Source organism: Rhodothermaceae bacterium (genome assembly GCA_009838195.1).
Lineage (GTDB): Bacteria > Bacteroidota > Rhodothermia > Rhodothermales > Bin80 > Bin80.
In genome coordinates this window covers 47,068-69,672 of sequence record VXSC01000008.1, presented here as the reverse complement: position 1 = coordinate 69,672, position 22,605 = coordinate 47,068, and the positions used below count along the sequence as shown (strand labels likewise).

Annotated in this window: 20 protein-coding genes; 14 read left to right on the top strand and 6 right to left on the bottom strand. The window is 49.3% G+C overall.

Annotated elements, in window-relative coordinates:
* The first annotated feature begins 78 nt into the window (after positions 1-78).
* The 9 genes from F4Y64_01635 to F4Y64_01595 all read left to right on the top strand — a co-directional run bounded on the left by F4Y64_01635 (position 79) and on the right by F4Y64_01595 (position 10,830).
* The gene (locus tag F4Y64_01635; protein MXX96300.1) at positions 79-540 is read left to right on the top strand and encodes a ribosome maturation factor RimP; all 462 of its coding nucleotides are present in this window, start codon (positions 79-81) and stop codon (positions 538-540) included.
* 18 nt (positions 541-558) lie between these two features.
* Entirely contained in the window at positions 559-1,839 is a 1,281-nt protein-coding gene (nusA, locus tag F4Y64_01630) for a transcription termination/antitermination protein NusA (protein MXX96299.1), read from the top strand.
* A 39-nt stretch (positions 1,840-1,878) separates the two neighbouring features.
* A complete protein-coding gene (gene infB, locus F4Y64_01625) occupies positions 1,879-4,716 on the top strand; it encodes a translation initiation factor IF-2 (GenBank protein ID MXX96298.1) in 2,838 nt (945 codons plus the stop codon).
* Between the two features lie 5 nt (positions 4,717-4,721).
* Positions 4,722-5,078, top strand: coding sequence for a 30S ribosome-binding factor RbfA (rbfA, locus tag F4Y64_01620; GenBank protein ID MXX96297.1), 357 nt, complete (start codon positions 4,722-4,724; stop codon positions 5,076-5,078).
* Between the two features lie 144 nt (positions 5,079-5,222).
* Positions 5,223-5,960 (top strand): tRNA pseudouridine(55) synthase TruB, encoded by a 738-nt coding sequence (gene truB / locus F4Y64_01615; GenBank protein MXX96296.1) that lies wholly within the window; start codon positions 5,223-5,225, stop codon positions 5,958-5,960.
* Positions 5,957-6,913, top strand: a complete 957-nt coding sequence (locus F4Y64_01610) for a bifunctional riboflavin kinase/FAD synthetase (protein MXX96295.1) — start codon at positions 5,957-5,959, stop codon at positions 6,911-6,913. Before truB ends, F4Y64_01610 begins: the two co-directional genes overlap by 4 nt.
* A gap of 97 nt (positions 6,914-7,010) precedes the next feature.
* Positions 7,011-7,277, top strand: a complete 267-nt coding sequence (gene rpsO / locus F4Y64_01605; GenBank protein MXX96294.1) for a 30S ribosomal protein S15 — start codon at positions 7,011-7,013, stop codon at positions 7,275-7,277.
* A gap of 64 nt (positions 7,278-7,341) precedes the next feature.
* Positions 7,342-9,582: a polyribonucleotide nucleotidyltransferase gene (gene pnp, locus F4Y64_01600; GenBank protein MXX96293.1), complete on the top strand. Its 2,241-nt coding sequence runs from the start codon at positions 7,342-7,344 to the stop codon at positions 9,580-9,582.
* Positions 9,583-10,830 carry an insulinase family protein gene (locus tag F4Y64_01595; protein MXX96292.1) on the top strand — a complete coding sequence of 416 codons (1,248 nt, stop codon included), beginning with the start codon at positions 9,583-9,585 and terminating at the stop codon, positions 10,828-10,830.
* Positions 10,831-11,329: 499 nt separating this feature from the next.
* Here the strand turns inward: F4Y64_01595 and F4Y64_01590 are convergent, their stop codons facing one another.
* The 3 genes from F4Y64_01590 to F4Y64_01580 all read right to left on the bottom strand — a co-directional run bounded on the left by F4Y64_01590 (position 11,330) and on the right by F4Y64_01580 (position 14,266).
* The gene (locus tag F4Y64_01590) at positions 11,330-11,758 is read right to left on the bottom strand and encodes a PIN domain-containing protein (GenBank protein ID MXX96291.1); all 429 of its coding nucleotides are present in this window, start codon (positions 11,756-11,758) and stop codon (positions 11,330-11,332) included.
* A gap of 5 nt (positions 11,759-11,763) precedes the next feature.
* Positions 11,764-11,997, bottom strand: a complete 234-nt coding sequence (locus F4Y64_01585; GenBank protein MXX96290.1) for a hypothetical protein — start codon at positions 11,995-11,997, stop codon at positions 11,764-11,766.
* 484 nt (positions 11,998-12,481) lie between these two features.
* Positions 12,482-14,266: a GWxTD domain-containing protein gene (locus F4Y64_01580; protein MXX96289.1), complete on the bottom strand. Its 1,785-nt coding sequence runs from the start codon at positions 14,264-14,266 to the stop codon at positions 12,482-12,484.
* 164 nt (positions 14,267-14,430) lie between these two features.
* Between F4Y64_01580 and F4Y64_01575 the strand changes: the two genes are divergently transcribed.
* From F4Y64_01575 to guaB, 5 genes are read left to right on the top strand one after another with little or no spacing between them, the layout of a single operon-like run.
* Positions 14,431-15,363 carry an NAD-dependent epimerase/dehydratase family protein gene (locus F4Y64_01575; GenBank protein MXX96288.1) on the top strand — a complete coding sequence of 311 codons (933 nt, stop codon included), beginning with the start codon at positions 14,431-14,433 and terminating at the stop codon, positions 15,361-15,363.
* Positions 15,363-16,085 carry a hypothetical protein gene (locus F4Y64_01570; GenBank protein MXX96287.1) on the top strand — a complete coding sequence of 241 codons (723 nt, stop codon included), beginning with the start codon at positions 15,363-15,365 and terminating at the stop codon, positions 16,083-16,085. The genes F4Y64_01575 and F4Y64_01570 overlap by 1 nt, the downstream gene beginning before the upstream one ends.
* Positions 16,078-16,761 (top strand): SMC-Scp complex subunit ScpB, encoded by a 684-nt coding sequence (gene scpB / locus F4Y64_01565; protein MXX96286.1) that lies wholly within the window; start codon positions 16,078-16,080, stop codon positions 16,759-16,761. The genes F4Y64_01570 and scpB overlap by 8 nt, the downstream gene beginning before the upstream one ends.
* 35 nt (positions 16,762-16,796) lie before the next feature.
* A complete protein-coding gene (locus F4Y64_01560) occupies positions 16,797-17,570 on the top strand; it encodes an rRNA pseudouridine synthase (GenBank protein MXX96285.1) in 774 nt (257 codons plus the stop codon).
* Complete coding sequence (gene guaB, locus F4Y64_01555) at positions 17,567-19,081, top strand: IMP dehydrogenase (GenBank protein ID MXX96284.1); 1,515 nt, start codon at positions 17,567-17,569, stop codon at positions 19,079-19,081. The genes F4Y64_01560 and guaB overlap by 4 nt, the downstream gene beginning before the upstream one ends.
* Before the next feature lie 64 nt (positions 19,082-19,145).
* On the opposite strand, the gene F4Y64_01550 is transcribed toward guaB, so the two are convergent.
* The 3 genes from F4Y64_01550 to F4Y64_01540 form a co-directional block, all read right to left on the bottom strand.
* On the bottom strand, positions 19,146-20,207 hold the full coding sequence (locus tag F4Y64_01550) for a Gfo/Idh/MocA family oxidoreductase (GenBank protein MXX96283.1): 1,062 nt from the start codon (positions 20,205-20,207) through the stop codon (positions 19,146-19,148).
* Positions 20,208-20,258: 51 nt separating this feature from the next.
* Entirely contained in the window at positions 20,259-21,239 is a 981-nt protein-coding gene (locus tag F4Y64_01545) for a hypothetical protein (GenBank protein MXX96282.1), read from the bottom strand.
* 187 nt (positions 21,240-21,426) lie between these two features.
* On the bottom strand, positions 21,427-22,605 hold the full coding sequence (locus tag F4Y64_01540) for an AAA family ATPase (protein MXX96281.1): 1,179 nt from the start codon (positions 22,603-22,605) through the stop codon (positions 21,427-21,429).

Here is a 22,605-nt window from a genome sequence, read left to right as displayed (position 1 = left end):
CCCCTCTTTTGTTTGAATAGACGTTGAACTGCGCCCGTCACGCACGTCGAGACTGGGCGTTTTTAACATACACTAACCATGGATACGGTTGGACTTGAAGAACGTGTACAGACCCTTGTGGAAGGGGTGCTGGGAGGGGGTGCGATCTTTTTGGTCGAGTTTTCTGTACGTGGCAGTAAAGGATCCCATGCGGTGAATGTATTCGTTGAAAGTGACGAAGACCTTGGGGTGAACCAACTGGTTGAATTAAGCCGGGAGATTGGATTTGTTCTGGATGTGGAAGACATTATGCCTGGGCGCTATACATTGAATGTGTCCACGCCAGATGCCACCCGTCCCCTACGTCTACTCCGGCAGTATCGCAAACATATCGGTCGCAATCTGAGAGTTCACTACCGGAAGCAGGAAGATGCATTCACGGAGGTTTGTGGAGAACTTTTGTCTGTACAGGAGTCCTTCATTCAGATTCAAAATGGGAAGGGGGCTGTAAAGATTTTACACGAAGATATCCAATGGGCTAAAGTGCAATTACCCTGGTAAGAACAGAAATTCATTGAGATGCACAGCAGAGATCTTGTTTCGTCATTCGCCGAGATTGCCCGGGAGAAAGATATAGACCGGGATACACTCCAGTTAATCGTGGAGGATGTCATACGGGCCATGATCCGGACGCGGTTCGGTTCGGATGAGGCATTTGAAATTATTCTAAATCCAGATCACGGAGATATACAGGTTCTGCACATCCGGGAAGTGGTTGAAGACTATGATCTGTCCGACCCAGTGACACAGATCGAGCTCAGGGATGCCATCAAGATCGAAGATGATTTTGAGGTCGAAGATGAGGTTGCCGAAGAAATATCTATTGCTGAATTTGGCCGGCGTGCAGTACAGACGGCCCGCTACACATTCCGCAACCGTATCCGGGACATTGAGAAAGAAAATGTCTATGCAGTGTACTCAGACCTTATCGGCGAATTGGTCGTCGGTGAGATCTATCAGATACGGCGGCGGGAAATTCTGGTCCTGCATAACAGGGTTGAGTTGGTGATGCCCCGGGAAGAGCAGATTCCGCGTGATCGCTATCGGAAAGGGGATATGCTGCGTGCAGTGGTAAAGGAGGTACGTAGAGATGCGGGAAGCAACCCAAAAGTAATTATCAGTCGGACCGCGCCGCAACTGATGGAGCGTCTCTTTGAGTTGGAGGTGCCGGAGATTGATGAAGGGATTGTTGAGATAAGGTCCATCCAACGTGAGCCAGGGGATCGGGCAAAAGTGGCGGTCATCAGCCATGATGATCGAATTGATCCTGTCGGAGCTTGTGTAGGACTCAAAGGCAACCGCATCCATGCAGTGGTACGGGAGCTCAGCAATGAAAATATTGATGTCATGGAGTGGACAGATGACCTGTATTTGCTAATCAAGCGAGCACTTTCCCCGTCCAATCCGGTGTCTGTCGTCATCAATGATACGTTGGTTCCACCCAAGGCCAAAGTAGTTGTTAAGGCGGATGAGGTGAGCCAGGCTATCGGTAAAGGCGGGATCAATATCCGTCTTGCATCGCGGATGACCGGGATTGAGTTGGATATCTTCCGGGAGATTCCGGCGGACGAGGAAGATGTTGAGATTGGTGAATTTGCAGATGAATTCAGCAAGGAAATCATTGATAAGCTTCGCGAGATTGGATGTGATTCCGCTAAAGCAGTTCTGCAGCTCTCCGTGGATGAGCTCGTTCGCAGGAGTGACCTTGATCTTGAGGTGGCAACGCGCATCATGGAATCAATGAAGGCCGAATTCGATGATGAAGAAGGGCAGGAGCTAGAGGAAGAATACGAATTATAGCCACACGGTATCAGTACATAAACGACCAGGATAGCGCAGATGGCAACGACTGCCACAGGAAAAAAATTCAGAAAAGTTCGGCTGCACAAAGCGGCCAAAGAACTGAATCTGACGGTTGATACGATTGTCGGTCATCTGAGCGAACGTGGATACACGGATGCGTTGAAAGGGAACGGGCTCAACGCAGCAATCGTCGATGAAGAGGCCTATCTCGATCTGGTAGATCACTATTCAGAAGACCGCGAGATCCGTGCCCGTGTACAGGAACTCCGTGCCATTCGGGAGTCAGAGTTGTCGGACAGGGAGCCGCAACCGGATGTAGTTGCAGAAGAGGATGAGCCGCCTTCAGATACTGCCCCAGATCAGGAAGCAGTTGCAGAAGTCGCGGATGAACCAGCCTCCCTTCCCGAAGCGGAGGCGGTTTCAGAGCCGGATGCGGAGGTCTCACCGGAGGGTATAGACTCCGCCGATGAAGAAGAGGTCGTATCGGAGCCGGAAATAAGTGAGGATGTGGAAGCTGAGTTATCTGCTGAGCCTGTTGATGAGGATGAACCGTCCGCGGAACCTGTGGCTGCGGATGTAGAGGAGACTCCACACTTAGACGCCGAACATCCAGAAGAGGCTGAGCGTGTTTTGAGTCAGGAGGAGGAAACCCCTGAGCAGGATGAGCCCGCAGATGAGGCAGCGGATATCAGCCCAGTTGGGTCAGAAGAATTGGCGGAATTTGGCGAAGGGGAGAGTGAAGAGGGTGTAATCTCGGCAGACAGATACAAGCTTCAGGGCACAAAAGTGCTGGGCAGGATTGATTTGAAGGCGGTTGAAGGGGCAGACGAGCCGGGCCCGAAGCGCCGAGGCAAGCGCAAACGCAAAAAAGTTACGGCATCGGCTAAATCTGTACAGGAAGCTGCAGAGAAGTCTGCAGCAACGACCACGCCTTCCAAGCGCAAGCGCAAACGTAAGCCCAAGGTAGATTCGGAAGAGGTTGGACAGTCCGTCCAGGAGACCCTCCGCTCTATGGATCAAGGCAATGTGCGGGTCCGCCAGCGTCGGCGAAGAGCACGTCGTCAGCAGCGCGCGGAAGAGCGTATGAATATCCAGATCGAGCAGGAAGAAAAAGCTCGTGAAATCCGTGTCACCGAATTTGTATCTACGGGTGAGCTCGCCGACCTGATGGGAGTCCAGGTGACGGAAATCATCAGCATGTTGCTCAGCTCCGGGATGATGGTCTCGATCAATCAGAGGCTGGATGCGGATACCATTGCTTATGTGGCGGATGAGTTCGGATGCACAGTTGAGTTTATTACCGAGTTTGGTGCGGATGATATTGAAGTGATCGAAGATGATCCAGAAGATTTGAAACCAAGAGCACCGGTAGTCACGGTGATGGGACATGTGGATCACGGGAAAACGTCACTCCTTGATTATGTTCGTAATGCGAGCGTTGCTGCCGGGGAATCTGGAGGTATCACGCAGCACATCGGAGCTTATAAAGTGGCACTTGACGGGGACCGGGTGGTTACGTTTCTGGATACACCAGGCCACGAAGCATTTACTGCCATGCGGGCTCGTGGTGCAAAAGTGACCGATGTTGTGATCCTTGTCGTTGCTGCCAATGATTCGGTGATGCCGCAAACGATTGAAGCAATCAATCATGCAAAAGCAGCTGGCGTTGCACTGATTATTGCAATCAATAAGATCGATCTGGAGCAGGCGGATGTGCAGCGGGTCATGAAAGAACTTGCCGACTACAATGTCCTTGTTGAGCAGTATGGTGGGAACGTTCAGTGTGCATATGTCTCAGCGAAGACGGGTGAGGGCATTGATGATCTTTTGGAAAAAGTGCTTCTTGAAGCGGACCTTCTGGAGTTGAAGGGGAACCCCAAGCGACACGCCCAAGGGATTGTGATAGAAAGTCGACTAGACCGTGGGCGGGGTAATATTGCAACGGTTCTTGTCCAAAACGGGACACTCAAAATTGGAGATCCGTTCGTGGCTGGTGTCTACGGTGGACGAGTTCGGGCGATGTTTGATGAGTGGGATAATCGGATCAAATCCGTGGGTCCAAGTGAGCCGGCATTGGTGCTTGGGCTTCCAGGCCAGCCGACAGTGGGGGATCAGTTAGCCGGCGTAGAAAATGAATCAGAAGCACGCGAGATTGCCCAAAGGCGTCAACAGATCTGGCGTGAGCAGAAAATGCGCCAGTATAAGCACGTGCGATTGGAAGACATTGGACGCCGAATGGCATTGGGAGACTTCAGTGAGCTGAATCTGATCATCAAGGCGGATGTAGGTGGATCCGTAGAAGCGATCAGCGATTCGTTGCACAAAATTTCGACGGATGAGGTAGCGGTAAGTATTATTCATGCGGGGGTAGGTGCGATTACCGAGAGCGATGTCATGTTGGCTTCGGCATCAGATGCCGTCATTATCGGATTTCAGGTTCGCCCTACTGCAGGTGCCCGAGCGGCGGCAGAGCGCGAAGAGATTGATATTCGCACATATTCGATCATCTATGATGCAATTGAGGATGTCCGGGATGCACTTGAGGGGCTGTTGACTCCGGAAGAAACAGAAAAGATCACTGGTGTTGCAGAAGTGCGGGAAGTATTCAAAGTCCCCAAGATCGGATCCGTTGCGGGTTGCTATATATCCGAAGGACGTATTCGCCGGAGCGATACGGTTCATGTGCTGCGGGAGAGTATTGTCATCTATAAAGGGCGACTTGCGTCCTTGCGTCGATTCAAGGAGGATGTACGAGAGGTGGTTTCCGGTTACGAATGTGGGATCGGGGTTGAGAATTACAATGACATTAAAATTGGTGACCAGATTGAGGCCTTTGAGATGGTCCAAACCAAGCGTACGCTTGATGTCTCCTAAAACCCATGAGTGTACGAACGCAACGCGTTGCGAGGTTGATGCACCGCGAGATGGCGGACATCCTCGCGCGTGAGTTTCCCGATCAATCCATGGTGACCGTGACAGGAGTTCGCGTCACGCGCGACCTGTCGATTGTCTATGTTGATCTGAGCATCATGCTCGATTCTGCAGAAGAGCGTCAGACTGCCTTTGATGCGCTGGTGAACCAGACCACAGCAGTGAGAAAATTCCTGGCTCAGAGAATTCGTCATCAGGTCCGGGCAGTTCCGAGTATCAGGTTTTTTCTTGACAATTCACAGGATCAGGTCCGTAAACTGGACACGCTGTTTGCGCAGATCAAGGATCAGGATGGTCGTGCATGATCGTTTTTACGGGTTCGAGATTAACATACCTGAGGTGCTGGTAATTGTAGATGCCGCCATTCGAGTACACAACCGTGCGGATGGGGGCGATCCCTACTGCAAATTCATGAGGCCGGACTCGTGTGTATCATGACGGCTGAGCCGATGGAGCAGACTCATCAAGAGAAATCTGTACCGGTATGGGATGCATCGGTTTGCGCCCGTGCAAGGTCTGCGGAAGATTTTCTCGGTGCTGCACTCTTAGTAGATAAACCCGGTGGCTGGACCTCGTACGATGTGATCAGGAGGCTGAAGCGGTACTTTCCGAGAGCGACCAAAATAGGACATACGGGTACGCTTGATCCACTGGCAACGGGATTACTGATCCTGCTGTTTGGTAGGGCTACGAAGTCTCAGGGACGATTTTTGCGCCTCCCCAAGGTCTATGATGGCACAATGCGCCTCGGCGAAGTTACTCCATCTATGGATTCAGCCACCGAGGTGACGCTGCGCAAACCGATCGGCTCGCTTACTTTCGCACAAATTGAATCTGCCTGTTCTGTCCACACAGGGGGCATTCAACAGATTCCACCGATGTATTCCGCCGTCAAGGTGGGCGGAGAACGGTTGTATAAGAAAGCCAGACGAGGAGAATCTGTTGAACGCAGCCCCAATGAAGTAACCATCCATAGTTTTAAGGTGCTCCGTGTAGAGGGGGCAGAGGTTCATTTTCGAGTGCGATGCAGCAAGGGCACCTACATCAGGGTATTAGCACATGATGTCGGCCAGCATTTACATGTGGGGGCTCACCTGACGCAACTACGTCGTACGGCGATTGGAAGTTATCAGGTTGAGCGGGCGTGCAGTATAGAACAGTTGGTCGCTGTCCTTGAGAACACATGATCTTTGAAAGAGGGCTAGACGATTTAACTTGTCGGCCGGACAGCATATTGACGGTGGGGATCTTCGATGGCGTGCATTTGGGGCACAGGATGATCATTGCAGATCTTGTAGAGCGTGCCAAGAATACGGGCGGACTCAGCACATTGATCACATTTGATCCTCATCCACGTGAGGTGTTATTGCAGCAGACTCTGCCCAAACTGACGACCATAGAGGAACGTGCCGCGATTTTATCTTCTCTTGGATTAGCTCGGATGGTTGTATTGCCGTTTACGGAAAAGTTCTCCACGTTGGAAGCAGAGGACTTTGTCTTGGAACTGCTTGTGAAGCGCACAGGGCTTCAAACGATTATTGTGGGGCATGACCATCGGTTTGGGAAGGGAAGAAAGGGTGATGTTGATTTACTCGCTTCTCTGGGTCGGCAACACAATTTTGATGTGGAAGTGATCAGACCGTACAAGATCCACGATCTGGTGATTTCTTCCCGGAAGGTACGCTCTATTTTACAGGAAGCTGGGGATGTATCTCTTGCGGCAAAGCTCATGGCACGTCCGCATTCTTTGACAGGCAGGGTAGTTCGCGGAGATGGTCGTGGCCGGGAGCTGGGCTATCCTACTGCAAACCTGATTTTGCGGGAACCTAAAAAGGTTGTTCCTTCACACGGAATTTATGTTGTGAATGTAGAGGTGTCAGGGGCCTGGCTGGGAGGAATGATGAGCATCGGAACACGCCCGGCAATCAAGGACAGTAGAGGGGTACACCTGGAGGTGCATCTGCTTGATTTTGATCGACCCATCTATGGGGAAGAGATCACCGTACATTTTCTCGAGCGAATCCGTGCGGAGCGTAACTTTGCTTCGATGGAAAAATTACAAGCGGCCATGCAACAGGACGAAGTGATTTCCAGGAAGATTTTGGAACAGTCTGAGTGGCATAGGGTACCATTGGGCTGATTCATCCTGGTCGGCCGATTTATTTTAACTGTGACCAGTCTTGCACACGGGCATTTGGCGGGGATGTGATCCAATAAAGACTAATTGATTACACAAAATGATAACGAAGGAACAGACACAGCATTTTGCAGAGAAATATGGCAGTGGCCCCATGGATACGGGCAGGGCAGAGGTGCAGATCGCAATTTTTTCTGAACGGATCCGCCATCTGACACAACATTTAAGGAATAACAGAAAAGATCATGCAACAAGGCGCGGACTATTAAAACTAGTGGGAAAGCGTCGCAGGATGCTCAATTACTTGATTGACAAGGATATTGAGCGTTATCGAAATATCACCAAAGCGTTGGGCTTACGTAAGTAGATCAGTGCAGCCCCCGAACGAAATTAGATGTTCGGAACGCTTTATTTTTAATAATCGAGGTTAAATGACCCCTAAAGCAGTAACGGCGCAGGTAGAGTATGCGCCAGGAAGAGTAATATCAATGGAAACCGGTCGGCTTGCCAAACAGGCAGGCGGTGCGGTCGTCGTACGTACAGGAGATACGATGGTAATGGCGACAGCTGTCGCCTCAACAAATGCCCGACCTGGGCAGAGTTTCTTTCCACTTACCGTGGATTATCGTGAAAAATTTTCTTCGGGAGGAAAAATTCCAGGAGGATTTATTAAACGTGAGGGACGGTTGAATGACAAAGAAATCCTCACCTCCCGCCTGGTGGATCGGGCAGTTCGCCCACTTTTTCCAGACGGCTATCGAAATGAAGTCCAGCTGATTGGTTCGGTCATCTCGGCAGACGGCGAGAATGACGGAGATATGATCTTCGGAATCGGAGCCTCGGCTGCACTCTTGTTGTCGGGAGCTCCTTTTGATGGCCCCATTGCGGAGGTTCGTGTTGGTCGTGTTGACGGCGACTTTGTCGTGAATCCTACGAAGGATGAATTGAAATCAAGTGATTTAAATCTTGTCGTGGCCGGCAAACTGGACGCGATTATGATGGTCGAGGGCGAGATGGAGGAGTGTTCGGAAGAAGATGTGGTAGAGGCGCTTGCCGTCGCACATGAGGTAATCAAGGAGCTCTGTCAGGCACAATTAGATCTACGTGCTGAATTCGAAGCCATGCACGCTCCGATTGAGCCGATGGAATACGAAGTGGATCTGCCAAGCCCTGAGATGGTAAGTCGTGTGCGCGAATTAATTCAGAGCAAACTAGAAGCGCATATACGGGCTCCTTACGATAAGAAAGGATTTTATGGAGGCCTCTCCGATTTAACAGACGAAGCGGTTGAAGCGATCTCGGCAGAGTTTCCCGAGGAAGAGGCCAATGCGGTCACTGCACAGATCCGTTCTGCTGCAGGAATTGTTTCTCGTGATGTGATGCGGGAGATGGTGATGGCTGATCAGAGACGAATTGATGGGCGCGATCCTGAAACGGTGCGTCCGATCTGGTGTGAGGTAGGCTATCTGCCCCGAGTACATGGTTCGTCCATTTTCACAAGAGGCGAAACCCAAGTGATGGCGTCGGTTACCCTTGGAACTACTCGTGATCAGCAGGCGGTTGATCAAGTCTTCGATCAGGAAGACAAGCATTTCTTCCTTCACTACGAGTTTCCTCCATTTTCGACAGGAGAAGTCAAGTTTCTGCGTGGTGCAAGCAGGCGTGAAATCGGACATGGTTACCTTGCTGAGCGTGCCCTGCAAGGTATGATTTTGGATCAGGAAGAGTTTCCGTATACCGTTCGGGTCAATGCAGATGTACTTGAATCCAATGGGTCATCCTCCATGGCCAGCGTATGTTCAGGAAGTCTTGCGCTCATGGATGCGGGGGTCCCTGTTAACAAAGCCGTCGCAGGAGTTGCAATGGGTATGATCGCAGATGAAACCCGTCATGTGGTTCTTACCGATATTCTTGGCACCGAAGATCATCTGGGAGATATGGATTTCAAGGTCACGGGTACGCGTGATGGGATCACAGCATGTCAGATGGATATCAAGATCAGTGGCCTCTCAAGAGATCTCATGTTGCAGGCCATGTATCAGGCTCGTGAGGCCAGGATACATATCCTTGATATCATGGATCAAACGCTTGCCGAGTCACGCGAAAATATGTCTCCACATGCTCCCAGGCTGACACAGATTACGATTGACAGTGAATTGATCGGTGCCGTGATTGGCCCAGGTGGAAAAGTCGTACGAGGGATCCAGGCCGATACCGGGGTAGTGATTGAAGTTGAAGAGAAAGACAATCTAGGCTATGTGACGATTGCGGGTTCGGATGAAAACTCGGTCAACGAGGCAATTGAAATTATCCAGTCCCTGGTCGTTGCTCCAGAAGTAGGGGAGGAATATGAAGGCACTGTTCGCAATATTCTCGATGTGGGTGCGATTGTAGAGATACTCCCTGGAAAAGAAGGGCTGGTACATAAGAGTGAGTTGTCCTGGGATTGGATTGACCACCCGCGGGATGCCGTCCAGGTTGGAGACAAGCTCAAGGTGAGACTCATGGAGATTCGTGACAGGGGGCGTCTTCGCCTGAGTCATAAGGCAACACTTCCCCGGCCTGCCCACATTAAGCGAGGGGATCGCTCGCCTCGTGGAGGCAGACCTGATCGACGCGGCGGTGGGAATCATGGCGGAGGAAATCGGCACCGAGGATCACGTAGATCTTAGGTGGAGGGAAAAGTCGTGATTACCAAAACGACGCTTCCCAGTGGTATCCGCATCCTCAGCGAATCTGTCTCTTCGGTCAGATCCATTGCGGTAGGGGTATGGGTTGACTCTGGAAGTCGGAACGACCCAGAGTTTAAGGCAGGCATCAGTCACTTTGTTGAACACGCGGTCTTCAAAGGCACGACCAAGCGCAGGATGCATCAGATCGCCAGCCGAATGGAGTCGGTTGGCGGATATCTGAATGCATTTACGTCGAAAGAGCATACGTGCTATTTTGCACGTGCTCTGGACTCCTACCTCGACCGGGGAGTAGATTCCGTGTGTGATCTGGTTGCTTCACCGGTATTTCCAGAACGGGAGATCGAGAAGGAGAAGTCTGTGGTACTTGAGGAGATAAAAATGTACGATGATGCTCCTGAAGAATATATCACGGATCGTTTTGAATCTGTTATTTACCCATCGCAGGCAATTGGCCGCCCAATTATTGGTTATCCCGAAACGGTCTCGGGTCTGAAGCGCCAGGATCTTTTCGATTACGTCACCAGGCAATATATCCCTGATCAAATTGTGATTGCTGCGTCCGGAAACCTCCGTCACGGGACCTTGGTCAAGAGTGTCGAGAAAGCATTCAAGGATCTTCGATCAGCCGGATCCAAACCCAAAAAGGAATCTACTCGTCCTCCGTATCAGGCAACAGAGCTATCCTTGACGCGATCGATTCAGCAGGGGCATCTGATTCTGGGGAGACCGGGTATCTCCGTGCATTCCAAACACAGAGCGATATTAGAGCTACTCAATATTATTCTGGGAGGGGGGAGTTCCAGTCGACTGAATCAGCGAATTAGGGAGCGTTACGGGTTCTGTTACAATATTTATTCATTCCTGAATGCATATTCCGACTGCGGCGACTTCGGTGTTTATCTGGGATTGGATCCGTCGAGAATCAATCGTGCACTCCGATTGATCTTCCGGGAGTTTGACCATTTGGCTCAAAAGCCGGTCAGTAACCAAGTCCTGACACGGGCGAAAGGGCAGGCTCGTGGGGGGATTGCACTTGGGCTGGAGAGCATGTCCAATCGGATGACACGTCTTGGAAAGCAGGAGCTATATTTTGGGAGGGTCATTTCGATTGACGAAACGATTGAAGAATTGGAAGCTGTAACCGCTGAGGAAATCCAAACGTTTGCAGGGGACTTTTTATCTCCCGATGCTTTTTCTCGAGTATCACTGATGCCCTCGGATCAGTGAACATGTGCGTCTGGAGACATGTGAAAACGTACGATCCAGACTTCCAATGATCATGGTTGTTTCCACAAGAATAATCACACACAGTACCTCGCCTGAATAGTCATCAGGTGGCAGAGACACGCTCCCATCCTCATATGAGCAGATGTAAGTGTTGCTAATTTTAGTTGAAGTTCTCTGAATAGATTGCTCAAATGTATTTCTTGAAATCGCAACCAGTTCGTCGATTTCTTGAAATCACACTTTCAAGCGAGATTCATTTCTGGACTTATTCCTAGACTCCGCAGGTTTTGCTTTGTTGAGTTCCAGAAGGACCGAATTAAACATATTCCCGGTGGGGAACGAAATCGTCGCTTGATTGGTGGTCTACGGAGTATGCCAATCCCTGGAAGTGTACGGAAGCTACCGTGTTCTTGCAAGCTATTAACAAACCGGCTAATGAGAAGCAGGACCTGCTGGATGATTCCACGAAAGTGCCACATCATCAGGCCATACAGTGGTGCTATTCAGACAGTCGCGTTTTTGTAAGCAGGATCTTGAACTCTTCTGGTGTTACCACCGTCACGCGGGGGAAATCAATATCTTGGAGCACATTGAAGTGCTTGTCGTTGGTTACCAGACAATCGGCCCCGCCGGCAATCGCACAATCTGTGAATTTGTTGTCATCAAAATCGGCTTTGATCAGGTTCCACAGATAGTATCGATGTACTGGTAACACATTTGGATAGCGTTCAAACGCACTGAGTACCACACTAGCAACGTCATCTCCCATCTCTCGCCCAATGACTTCTTCGTATTCAAGGGCGATCTCGGTGCTAACCAACAACGAATATAGCCCGTTACGTAGGCCCTCGAATATCCAATGGTGAGGCGATCTATCGGAAATTGAGACGAGCAGAATGTTGGTATCAATGACAGCTCGGAGGGCCATAGGGCTCAGGAGCGATATGGTGTCCGCATATGCGTCTGGGCCATACGATGAAAATCCGCATCAGTCCACCCTTTTTCATCCGCGACCTTGTTGGCCAGATCGGTTGCTCGCTCAGCAAAAAAATCCGCCATTATACGACATATTTCGGCCCACATCTCCTCAGGGGCTTCTAGGTCTTGAAGCGTAGCGAGAAGTTCTACTTTACTTTTGCTCACTTTTTCAGGTTCTTGGACTGCCATGGCCTCGCTCCTTGTGTAGCGTTAGCTGCATTGAACTTTAGTGGTGAGTACTTTGACGTCCAGCATCGGTTGCAAGTTTCATCAAATTAGATGCATTGGCTGAACATTTGTACCGTATCCGATTCACAGTTGGTTGTCGGTTATGGAAGGATATAGGGCATGTGTGGTTTGGAGTTGTTTAAAAAGTTCATGATGGATTGATAGATTGTGCAGTTGGTGGCTGGCAAAAAATAAAAATCAATTTATTTCATTGTGGTGAAGGTTATACTGGTCAAAAAATTCAATGGTATTTAACTCCTCTCGGTTTTGAGCCACTTCCCAAGCCTTTCTCGATGCATTCTGGTGTCTGTGTGCTCTGGGAGGACAGTAGGGGCGCATCAACCGATTGTGCCAAAATTGTGGCTCATACAATTTCGTAAAATGCAAGGCTTTGAGTGTGGTATATCTGGGCAAATAGCTCTTTAGAGCACTGGTTACAGTTTCATTATCGTGTATTTAACTGCAACAGGGTGGAGCGCTCTACAGTAGCCCCCGACGTATCGTCAGTGACTTTTACACTGATGGCGACCAGTTGAGGCTCTTGCCAAGCGGAAAGATCCAGTACGATGTGCTCCTTTACTGTAGTGGACGCAGAGTTATATGCGGTTGAGGTAGAGATTTTTGGTTCTCTAGTGCCGTCTTCATTCTGGATCTCGTACGCAACAGTGTAACTGGTTTGTTCTTGATCGTCGAAGCGCAGAAAATAGACCTCAAAGTAGATCCCAAGCGGATCTACTGAGTCCCAGTCTGGCGCGGTTACCGGCACGCCCTTGTCGGGGAGACCTTCATCATCAAGTTCTGTCAAGAGAATGTCACTCATTTCGAGAGCCCGTCCATCGCCGTTCAGCGCCTCAATAGAATCGAGTGCCTGCACGCCAAAACCAAGTTTTGCGGCGGGTAAAAGGTTGTTCAAACTGTCGAGATGAGTCCAGGCGTACTCCCATTGCAGTGCAACATTGGTATTTCCGCTCAGTCCTCTGGTGACCCATGTACGTGGCGCAAAGGATGAGTTTACTCCCTCCTTCAAATGGTATTGTCGAAGTCTCAGATTAGAGGGGCGAAAGAAATCATCTCGCATGATGAGATATGCTGTCAGCAGAAAATCTTCTGTTGGCTGGGTGCCACTTCTGCGAAAGTGTCGCATCACTCTGCGATCTGGCCGTAGGGATTTCGGATCAACGGCCCATGAAATATCCAGACGCGTAGTACCTTCCGGCTCTAGGAAGCGAGCCCACCGTACTTCGGGAATTAGGGGGACAGGCGAGCGGGCAACCTCTGTATCCGATATCGGGACATGCTCATTTCGGGAATTCTGGTGAAAATCATCCAGTATTCGTGCGTCCCGTAGTATCTGCTTCGTAAAATAGAAAGGACGGTTTTCATCCGAGTAGCCAATCGAAACATAGTTGGTGACCGTGTCAAATAGGGGACCGTAGTGTTCATGTTCGACGGAAAGCTGCTGATAGATTTCATCAAGCCACCTGAGAAGAACCACAGCATCTTCTTGCCGGGTGCGAAATCTGTTCGGGATCAGGTCCTCGACGGTCCCTATTTTATATCCGTGACGCTTGGATTGATAAATGAAAAAGTAGTGTGCATCTTGATGGATTCGCCGATAAACCCAAAATTCATTCCGAGGCAGCGTGTATTCAATCGGGCGCAAGTAAAGGCCCGCATTTTTGAGCTTGACCTCGGTTTGTGTATCCGGCCATCCCAATCGTATCAGGATTTCACCACGGTCGTCTACCCCGAATTCACTGCGAGCATGGCCGTAGTGATGGAGTGCATAATAGATGCGGGATAAGTGTTCAATGATGCGCTCATTTGCAAAGGTGGTTGGCATCGGGTCTTGCTGGTTCCACCAACGTATGAGGGTAGTAACATCAGCAGGCCCTCCATCTTCTTTCTGAAGCGCATTCAGGGATGAACGTACGGGACCGGTCGCGGGAGTAATCAGTTTCAGCAATTGTAAATGCTGTTGCAGTTCCTCCGATAGTGGGGGCTCTGAAGCCTGCTGAAGCAGGTCAAGGTACATGGAAGCTCCTTCTTCGTAGCGTAAGACATCTTGATTATCAAAAATTTGACGAAACTCGGATGGTGCCTGGGCCCTCGCAGCCACACAGAAGATCGCACACAGAACTGTGCAGATTCCAAAGGAAATACTACATCTCACTTGGAGAATGTAGCTCCAGTTCTCAAAATGACGATGCCTGTAGTGAGTGAGTGGCATATTCGTCCCGAGTCGTAGTCGGTATCCGATCCCAACGCAGAGCTTTCACATGCAGAGGTCAACGCAAATCGTCGACAAATTGCTAACTTTGGGTATAGGAAAACTATAAAGATCAGTCAACTTATACAGCAAGATAACGGAAGTCGGTTCCATCCGTCCCTCAGATGAAAGTTCTTGTTACAGGTGGTGCAGGATTTATCGGCTCACATGTTGCTGATCTGCTGATTCACCAAGGGCATAACGTCGAAGTATTGGATGACCTGTCCAGTGGTTTTCGGGAGAATGTGCCACCTTCCGTAAAGCTTCATGTGATGGATGTACGGTCGCCTGATGCGTTCGCACTGGTACAGGAAAATCAGTACACTGCTTTGGTTCACCACGCTGCACAGATGGATGTGCGCCGCAGCGTTTCGGATCCGGCTTTTGATGTCCAAGTCAACATCCTTGGACTAATTAATCTCATGGAGGCGGGAATAAAAAGTGGTCTGCAGAAAGTGGTGTTTGCGTCAACTGGAGGTGCAATTTACGGCGAACCAGAGGCAGGCCCACAGAGCGAGATACATCAACAGCAACCACTTTCCCCCTACGGGATCAGTAAATTGACTTGCGAGAAATTGCTGCATTTCTATTATCATGAATATGGGATCCCGTACGTTGCATTAAGATATGGGAACGTGTACGGTCCTCGCCAGAATTCGCATGGGGAGGCGGGAGTCGTTGCAATTTTTGCAGAGAGATTGCTGGCAGGTCAGCCGACCATCATTCATGGAGATGGACTTCAGACGCGGGATTACGTCTATGTTGATGACGTAGCTCGTGCAAACCTCGCAGCACTTACTTTTAGAGAATCTCCAACTGCATTCAATATTGGTACGGGCATTGAAACAGATGTTGTCACGCTTCACCACAAGCTTCAAGAAGCTCTTGGTATCAAACAGGATCCAGCACATGGTCCAGAGAAGCCAGGGGAGCAGCGGCGTAGCGTGCTTGACTGTGCAAAGGCCGGTAATGGGCTTTCCTGGGAGCCAAAAGTTAGCCTGGATAAGGGGCTTCAGCAGACGGCAGACTGGTTTGCTTTCCGCAAGATCGCTGGTTAATGTATAGAGTTGAACTTGAGGATTTTGAAGGCCCCCTTGATCTTCTTCTACTTTTAATTAATCGGCGAGAGGTTGATATTTTCGATATACCGATTGCCCAGATCACGAATGAGTATTTAACCTATGTCCAGTTGATGGAATCCATCAATCTGGACGGTGTTGCAGATTACATCTACTTCGCCGCATTACTGATCAGTATCAAGGCGAGGATGTTGCTCCCACAACCAGAAATTGATACAGAAGAGGAGGATTTTGATCCACGTCAGGAACTCGTAGATCGGCTTCTTGAGTACATCCGGTATAAGGATGCGGCAGAAACACTGAATCAACAGTTAGAGGAGCGTTCCAGGCTTTTTACTCGGGGGAAAGCATCTACGCCAGCTGAAGTAGAATCACCCGAGAAAGAGGTCCTAGTGCAGACAACGATATTTGAGTTAATGAATGCTCTTCGTCTGGTATTGGAAGAGGCACCAGAAGAAGAAACGATTACGATTGAATCACAACGATATTCAATTGAAGATCAATCTGAGCGAATACGCAGAATTTTGTTTACGGAAAGACGGGTGAGCTTCCGGGATCTGGTAAGAGGGCAAGCGCGAAGTTTCATCGTGGTCACATTTTTGGCAATATTGGAGATGGCCTACGGACACGAGATTTGTATTTTGAACGTCAGTGATGAAAATGCCTTCGTAATTGAGAAAGGAGAGCTTGAGAATGTGTGATAACAAGCAGAAAGCTTCTAATGCAGAAGTAACCTTGGGTATGGTTCTGGAAGCTCTGACATTCGCTGCAGAAACCCCGGTAAGTGTGGGGCAGATCTGTAGTGTTTATGCTGAGGTAACTGCGAGCGATGTTCTTCCAAGTGAGGAAACGGTGGAGGAGGCGGTGGAAAACCTCAATGCCTCTCTTGAACAAGAAGGGCGTGCTCTGCGGATTCAATACTGGGCCGGTGGACTACGCATGGCAACCACAGCTACCGTTGCACCATTTTTGGAAGCTTTTTTCCAGCGTGAGCAAGCACGTCGCTTAACGAGGCCGCTAATGGAGACATTGGCCATTATTGCCTATAAGCAGCCATCAACAAAAGTAGAGGTGGATACGGTTCGCGGAGTAGATTCAGGGTATGCAATCCGAAAATTACTGTCACTGGATCTGCTGTCTATCATCGGACGAGCAGATGTTCCCGGACGACCTATACTGTATACGACTACGGATCGGTTCCTAGAAGAGTTTGGATTAAGTGATTTAGATGGACTGCCGAACCTGCGTCAGGCAGAAGAATTGCTCGGAGATTCGAATTTTGATCAAGAGCGTTTAAACCTGTTAATACCAAACGGCCTGGACGATAACGGTCAGAGCCGTACCAATAACTCATCCGATGATCAGGCAACAACCTAAGTACAGCAGATTTCTACGTTTTATTCAAGCGATTTATGGCACGAGCGAAGGCGGCTAAAGCACAAGATCGGGCATTGGAAGCTGGGCGGCTGAATCGTTACATCGCACGCGCTGGGATTTGCTCGCGACGAAGTGCAGATGGACTCATCGAAAGGGGCCAGGTTCAGGTGAATGGACAGGTTGTGCGCGAGTACTGGTATCAGGTCAAGAAAGGAGATAAGGTCAGTGTCAACGGGAAAGTGATCTCGCCACGACAGTATATATACATACTCCTGAATAAGCCCAAGGACACAATCACTACCGTCAAAGATCAAAAAGAGCGGAAAACAGTTCTAGACTTGATTAACATGGATGGAGGGATCAGCGGATTGTTTCCTGTGGGGCGACTTGACCGCAACACAACGGGCGCGCTACTCTTGACCTCAGATGGAGATCTAGGACACCGGCTAATGCATCCAAGTTTCCAAATCCCGAAGCAGTACCTAGTACGTACGACAGAGCCGGTCCGTCCAGAACAGCTGGATCAACTTCGCCGTGGTATTGAGTTGGAAGATGGCCTAGCCACCTGTGATCAAGCTGCTTATATCCAATCAAGAAATCCCTTCGAAATCGGCATTGAATTGCATGAAGGAAGAAATCGTCAAATCCGGCGGATGTTCGCTGCGCTTGGCAATAAAATTGTGGCTCTGGAACGAACATCTTACGCCGGATTAACAACACGCCATTTACGACGCGGAACATGGCGTGAGCTCAGAGAAAACGAGATACGTAAATTATATCGTATGGTAGGTCAGCATAATCGGTCATGAAACAATCACAGACAAAAGATTCCTCTGGAGTGGAGCAGATTCTTACGGATAAAGTGACGCGCGAAGGGTTGACGTACGATGATGTGCTACTGGTTCCCGGAAGGTCAAGTGTGATGCCCAGAGAGGTCAAGATTGATACTTGGGTTACGCGCAAAATCAAACTCAACATTCCATTGCTCTCAGCGGCAATGGATACCGTCACGGAAGCAAGGCTGGCAATCGCCATGGCGAGAGAGGGAGGGATTGGAGTATTGCACAAGAATATGTCGGTAGAAGATCAAGCCATACAGGTACGTAGAGTCAAGCGTTCTGAAAGCGGGATGATCCAGGATCCGATCACGCTGGCAGTGGAGAGTACAGTGGGAGATGCCCGTGCACTCATGGCGCGTTACTCAATTGGGGGGATCCCCGTTGTAGATCAAGAAAAACATTTGGTTGGGATTATTACGAACCGGGACTTGAGGTTTCAGGAGGATAACCGGAAGCCGGTCCGAAATGTGATGACTTCGACACCGCTCTATACGGCACCTGTGGGAACAACGCTTGAGCAAGCTGAGGAGATTCTTCAGCGACATAAGATCGAAAAACTGCCCGTTGTGGACAACCAAGGGCATCTCAAAGGACTGATCACGTTCAAGGATATCGAAAAGAAGCGACGCCACCCTTTTGCATGCAAAGATTCCTTGGGCCGCCTACGTGTTGGAGCTGCAGTCGGGGTGTTCGGAGATATGTTAGAGCGTGTGGATGCGCTCGTGGAGGCAGAAGTTGACTTTGTTGTGGTCGACACTGCTCATGGACATTCTGAAGGAGTTCTAACAGCAGTAGAAAGTTTGAAAGCGCAGCACAGTACGCTTGAGATTCTTGCCGGGAATGTAGCTACCGCGAAAGGAACGGAGGACTTGATTGCAGCGGGTGCAGATGGGGTCAAGGTGGGAATTGGACCTGGATCAATCTGTACGACAAGGGTCGTTGCCGGAGTAGGTGTCCCTCAGTTTAGCGCTGTGCTTGAATGTGCGGATGCTGCGAAGCCGCATGGGGTTCCAATTGTAGCGGATGGGGGGATCAAACAAACGGGAGATATTCCCAAAGCTTTGGCGGCCGGTGCGTCATGTATTATGATTGGGAGTCTGTTTGCGGCAGTGGAGGAAAGCCCCGGAGAGACCGTAATCTTTGAGGGGCGAAAGTTCAAATCCTATCGGGGAATGGGCTCTTTGGGAGCAATGAAACAGGGAAGTAAGGATAGATATTTTCAGGATGCAGAGGACGACATCAAGAAGCTGGTCCCTGAAGGTATTGAAGGCAGAGTCCCTTACAGTGGCTATCTGCATGAGGTGATCTACCAGATGGTTGGTGGACTGAGGGCTGCAATGGGGTACTGCGGAGGCGAAAACCTAGATGCGTTCCGTTCCAAGGCTGAGTTTGTAAGAATTACCGACAGCGGGCTCCGTGAAAGCCATCCGCATAGCGTACATGTCACGAAGGAGGCCCCGAACTACAGCTATCGCAGGTAAGCAAATTGATTCCTGTGCTCGGTGAAGCAGTCGTGGAGGGGAATAACCGGCAAGAACGTTAACCCTAGAATGTAACCGTACGCCGCTCACGTGCAGCTTGGTCGGCTGCGAGTACGATCTTTAGGCTGCTGACGGCATCTTGCATATGGTCCGTCAGGTCAAGATCCTCTTGAATTGCACGGAGCAGGAATTCCTGCTCCAGGGCACACAACTCATCGTGTGAGGGCTCATCCGACGTATCAATCAATTCGTCAGGACGGTCGAAGTGTCCGTCTTCGCCTCGGCTGCTATGATGGACTTTGAACCCACCTGTTTGAGTGTGCCCTTCGATATCATCGGTCTGCTCTTTTACCTCATCAATAATACTCACAGAGCCGAGAGGGCCAGCCACGTCCTTCACAAATGAAGCGGTTTCACTCATCATTGGGCCCCAACCAGCCTCATACCAACCAACAGAGCCATCATCAAAGAATACCTGAAGTTGTCCATAGTTGTACATCTCCGGCGCGATTTCATCTGATAGTCGCGCTCCGATGGCGTTAACAGCTGCTGGACGGGCACGGGTCATCTGACACATTACGTCTACGTAGTGAACCCCACAGTCTACGATCGGGGACATAGAATCCATTAATTTCCGATGCGTACCCCACTGAGCGCCACTACTTTGCTGATTTAAGTTCATGCGCATGACTAGGGGTTTCCCCAATTGTTGTGCGAGAGAAATAAATTTCTTCCAGGCCGGGTGTACACGCAGGATATATCCAATCACGACTTTTCGATCTGTCTTTTTGGCCAGATCAACGAGCGACTGGGCTTCTTCTGCAGTTTCAGCAAGAGGCTTCTCCACAAATACATGGCAATTTGCCTCAAGGCTCATTTGTACGTATTTGGCGTGGGTATCAGGATACGTGTTGATAGAGACAACGTCGGGAGTGGTAGCGGCTAGTGCATGTTCAAATGAAGCATATGTATGCAGTCCGCCTAGTTCTTCACTGAGTCGATTACGAGATGAAGATGTACGACTCACAAGCCCAACGATTTCGAAGGCATCCATGGAGTGGTAAGCGCGTGCATGGGAGGTCCCCATGTGGCCACAGCCAGCTACAAGTACTTTAAGTTTTTTCACTTTGGTCGTTCAGTTAGTTCGGGCTTTGTTACTGATGGGTTCAATCAGGGTTCAGTGCGACATTGGAGTCTTGATATTTTCTATTCGATGGCAATAAGAAGTCATCCAGTCGCAAATCTTGTCTCCCAAGTTTTCGTCGCTGCGTAATTCTAGAGACAGTCGCAACCAACCAGAACGAGCTCCAAAAAGAATCGCTGAATATGCCCAGTCATGGTCGGTCATTATTGCTTGGTCAAATTCCAACAACTCTCGACATTGGCGACGCAGGAAAAAAAGAATGACCGCCCGTCCCAGTGGGTCTGTGTGCAAATTAAAATATTCAGGTATCGTGGATCCACCAAGCCCACCGAGTTCTAACAACGTTTTGCAAAGAGGAAGAGTTCGGTGATGAATTTTCGCTGGAAGATTTTCAAGGAAATGAAGGACTAATTCGTCCAAATCATTGTCGTTGCTATTGTCCCGATGCGTAGCCAATTTCTCTACGAGACTCCACAGCAGATAGCCTTCCTCTGATTCTGTCCATGGTACAATGTGACCTTTTTCTATCCACTCGCTAAGGCCCGGTATGGGAGGATCTGTAGACTCAATTTCAAACGCCGATGAAAATGCTTTCTTAGCAGCCATGCTTCTATCCTTTACATGGTTCAACATTGCAAGAATTCCTCCTGAAGCTTGGGCAAGAAGGATAGGCGGGTCTACTTCTTCTGTTTGATTGTTTTGTTTCCAAGTCCATTTCTTTAACGCCGTGGTAAAGGATGTCTTTCTACGTTTTATGATTCCAGGCTTTAGAGGGACATTATTTCGAAGTTGTACCTGACTTAGAACTTCCTCACGTGTTTTGTCTGATTTAACATAGACTCGGAGAATTCGTGTGATTGAAATAGGAGCGCGTGCAAACGTGACAGATTTTTGAGTTTTCTTTTTCGGAGGTAGAGGTTCGAATAATTGAAGTTGTCGAATGGGGGCAGACAGTTCAAGATCTGTGAGATTAATTTCTGCGATGATTGGAATTAGATGTGCTGCTTCTTCCACAGATAGGTCAATCGCACTTTGTGGGACTTTGTTAATAAAGAGTGGGATTGATCCAGGTTGTACACCGAGGGTGTCTTGATAGTATTTGTCTCCGAATCCAGACGGCGGGGTGATGAATCCAGAAGCAAAGCAGAACATCAGGTTCAAATGATTTGTAACGAACAGTCCTGAGTCTATTGAATGTGATTTAGGCATGGGAGGCGGCAATTTTCTTGCGTTGTAACACAGATACATCCTTTGGCAGGATGTCATGAATTTGATTAGAGGAGTCATCCTTCATTAGCAGAAATACTGCATCACATGCCCTCGAAACCATCACATAAAACAACTTTTTGGTCGCATCCCGGTCGTCACGGTGGATGAAGTGTTCATGAATGTCAGCCAGAACGACGGCATCAAACTCAAGTCCCTTGCATGATTGAGCGTTGAGAACTACAATACATCCCTCATCAAATCGGACATGCTTATTCTCGGAGTCATAAGTATAGATCTTTACGGAATTTTCGCTAAGCAAAACCGCGGACTCCTTTAAGGCATCTAAATATTTTTTCCGAACACGGTGATTTGGCGTAATCACGCCAATGAGTTTTTGACGATCACGGAGGAAGAACTTGATGATTTTTTTTGCGATTCCAATGTATACCCCCGGTTGATTCTGAAAGGTGTACAGTATCGGGACATAGATTCTTCTTTGTTGGTCTGGTAGTTTAGGTGGGGGGCTAGCCGGATCACCGGTATAGAATGCCCGCGCTAGGCGAGCAATTCCATAATTGTTTCGGAAATTGTGTTTGAGTTCTATTACATCTGTGGTATCAATTGCAAGTACATCCTCAAGATCTTGACGACTGCTGTTACGATCTCCCCAGATCTGTTGATTCTGATCCGCCGCAACGAAAAAGTTTTCATAACCAAGGTAAATCAGTGTTTCATAGAAGCCCGGAGGCATATCCTGCCCTTCATCAATGATGAGGAGTTCTTTCTCGTTCAATGAAATGTGTTTCCCTGATATCTCACTTGCTATACTTACACATGCCGTCCAATCATATTCATATGGCTTTAAGTTAGGCACATATTCGCCTGTAATTTCCCTGAATTTTTTGCAGAACCAGGACATATATGTGGAGCTTGTAAACGGCTCTCCCGCCATCTGTTGGCTTGCTTGATGCAGCATGTGATTGTACACCAGGAAAACATGTTTCGTACCTTGTCTTCGGAGCTGTATTGCTCGCATCACCATAACCACTGTCTTGCCTGTACCGGGGCCACCAATGACAAGATGCTGTCCCTTGGCCGAGTATGCTAGTGCTGCCTCCTGATCCTTCGTCAGATCCTGCACCCCAGGCAGTTTCCATTTACGGGTCTGCAT

What these genes read in the sequence shown, in the direction of transcription:
- F4Y64_01635 (MXX96300.1), top strand. Translation starts at nt 79, where the DNA reads ATGGATACGGTTGGACTTGAAGAACGTGTACAGACCCTTGTGGAAGGG.
- nusA (MXX96299.1), top strand. Translation starts at nt 559, where the DNA reads ATGCACAGCAGAGATCTTGTTTCGTCATTCGCCGAGATTGCCCGGGAG.
- infB (MXX96298.1), top strand. Translation starts at nt 1,879, where the DNA reads ATGGCAACGACTGCCACAGGAAAAAAATTCAGAAAAGTTCGGCTGCAC.
- rbfA (MXX96297.1), top strand. Translation starts at nt 4,722, where the DNA reads ATGAGTGTACGAACGCAACGCGTTGCGAGGTTGATGCACCGCGAGATG.
- truB (MXX96296.1), top strand. Translation starts at nt 5,223, where the DNA reads ATGGAGCAGACTCATCAAGAGAAATCTGTACCGGTATGGGATGCATCG.
- F4Y64_01610 (MXX96295.1), top strand. Translation starts at nt 5,957, where the DNA reads ATGATCTTTGAAAGAGGGCTAGACGATTTAACTTGTCGGCCGGACAGC.
- rpsO (MXX96294.1), top strand. Translation starts at nt 7,011, where the DNA reads ATGATAACGAAGGAACAGACACAGCATTTTGCAGAGAAATATGGCAGT.
- pnp (MXX96293.1), top strand. Translation starts at nt 7,342, where the DNA reads ATGACCCCTAAAGCAGTAACGGCGCAGGTAGAGTATGCGCCAGGAAGA.
- F4Y64_01590 (MXX96291.1), bottom strand. Translation starts at nt 11,758, where the DNA reads ATGGCCCTCCGAGCTGTCATTGATACCAACATTCTGCTCGTCTCAATT.
- F4Y64_01585 (MXX96290.1), bottom strand. Translation starts at nt 11,997, where the DNA reads ATGGCAGTCCAAGAACCTGAAAAAGTGAGCAAAAGTAAAGTAGAACTT.
- F4Y64_01580 (MXX96289.1), bottom strand. Translation starts at nt 14,266, where the DNA reads ATGCCACTCACTCACTACAGGCATCGTCATTTTGAGAACTGGAGCTAC.
- F4Y64_01575 (MXX96288.1), top strand. Translation starts at nt 14,431, where the DNA reads ATGAAAGTTCTTGTTACAGGTGGTGCAGGATTTATCGGCTCACATGTT.
- F4Y64_01570 (MXX96287.1), top strand. Translation starts at nt 15,363, where the DNA reads ATGTATAGAGTTGAACTTGAGGATTTTGAAGGCCCCCTTGATCTTCTT.
- scpB (MXX96286.1), top strand. Translation starts at nt 16,078, where the DNA reads ATGTGTGATAACAAGCAGAAAGCTTCTAATGCAGAAGTAACCTTGGGT.
- F4Y64_01560 (MXX96285.1), top strand. Translation starts at nt 16,797, where the DNA reads ATGGCACGAGCGAAGGCGGCTAAAGCACAAGATCGGGCATTGGAAGCT.
- guaB (MXX96284.1), top strand. Translation starts at nt 17,567, where the DNA reads ATGAAACAATCACAGACAAAAGATTCCTCTGGAGTGGAGCAGATTCTT.
- F4Y64_01540 (MXX96281.1), bottom strand. Translation starts at nt 22,605, where the DNA reads ATGCAGACCCGTAAATGGAAACTGCCTGGGGTGCAGGATCTGACGAAG.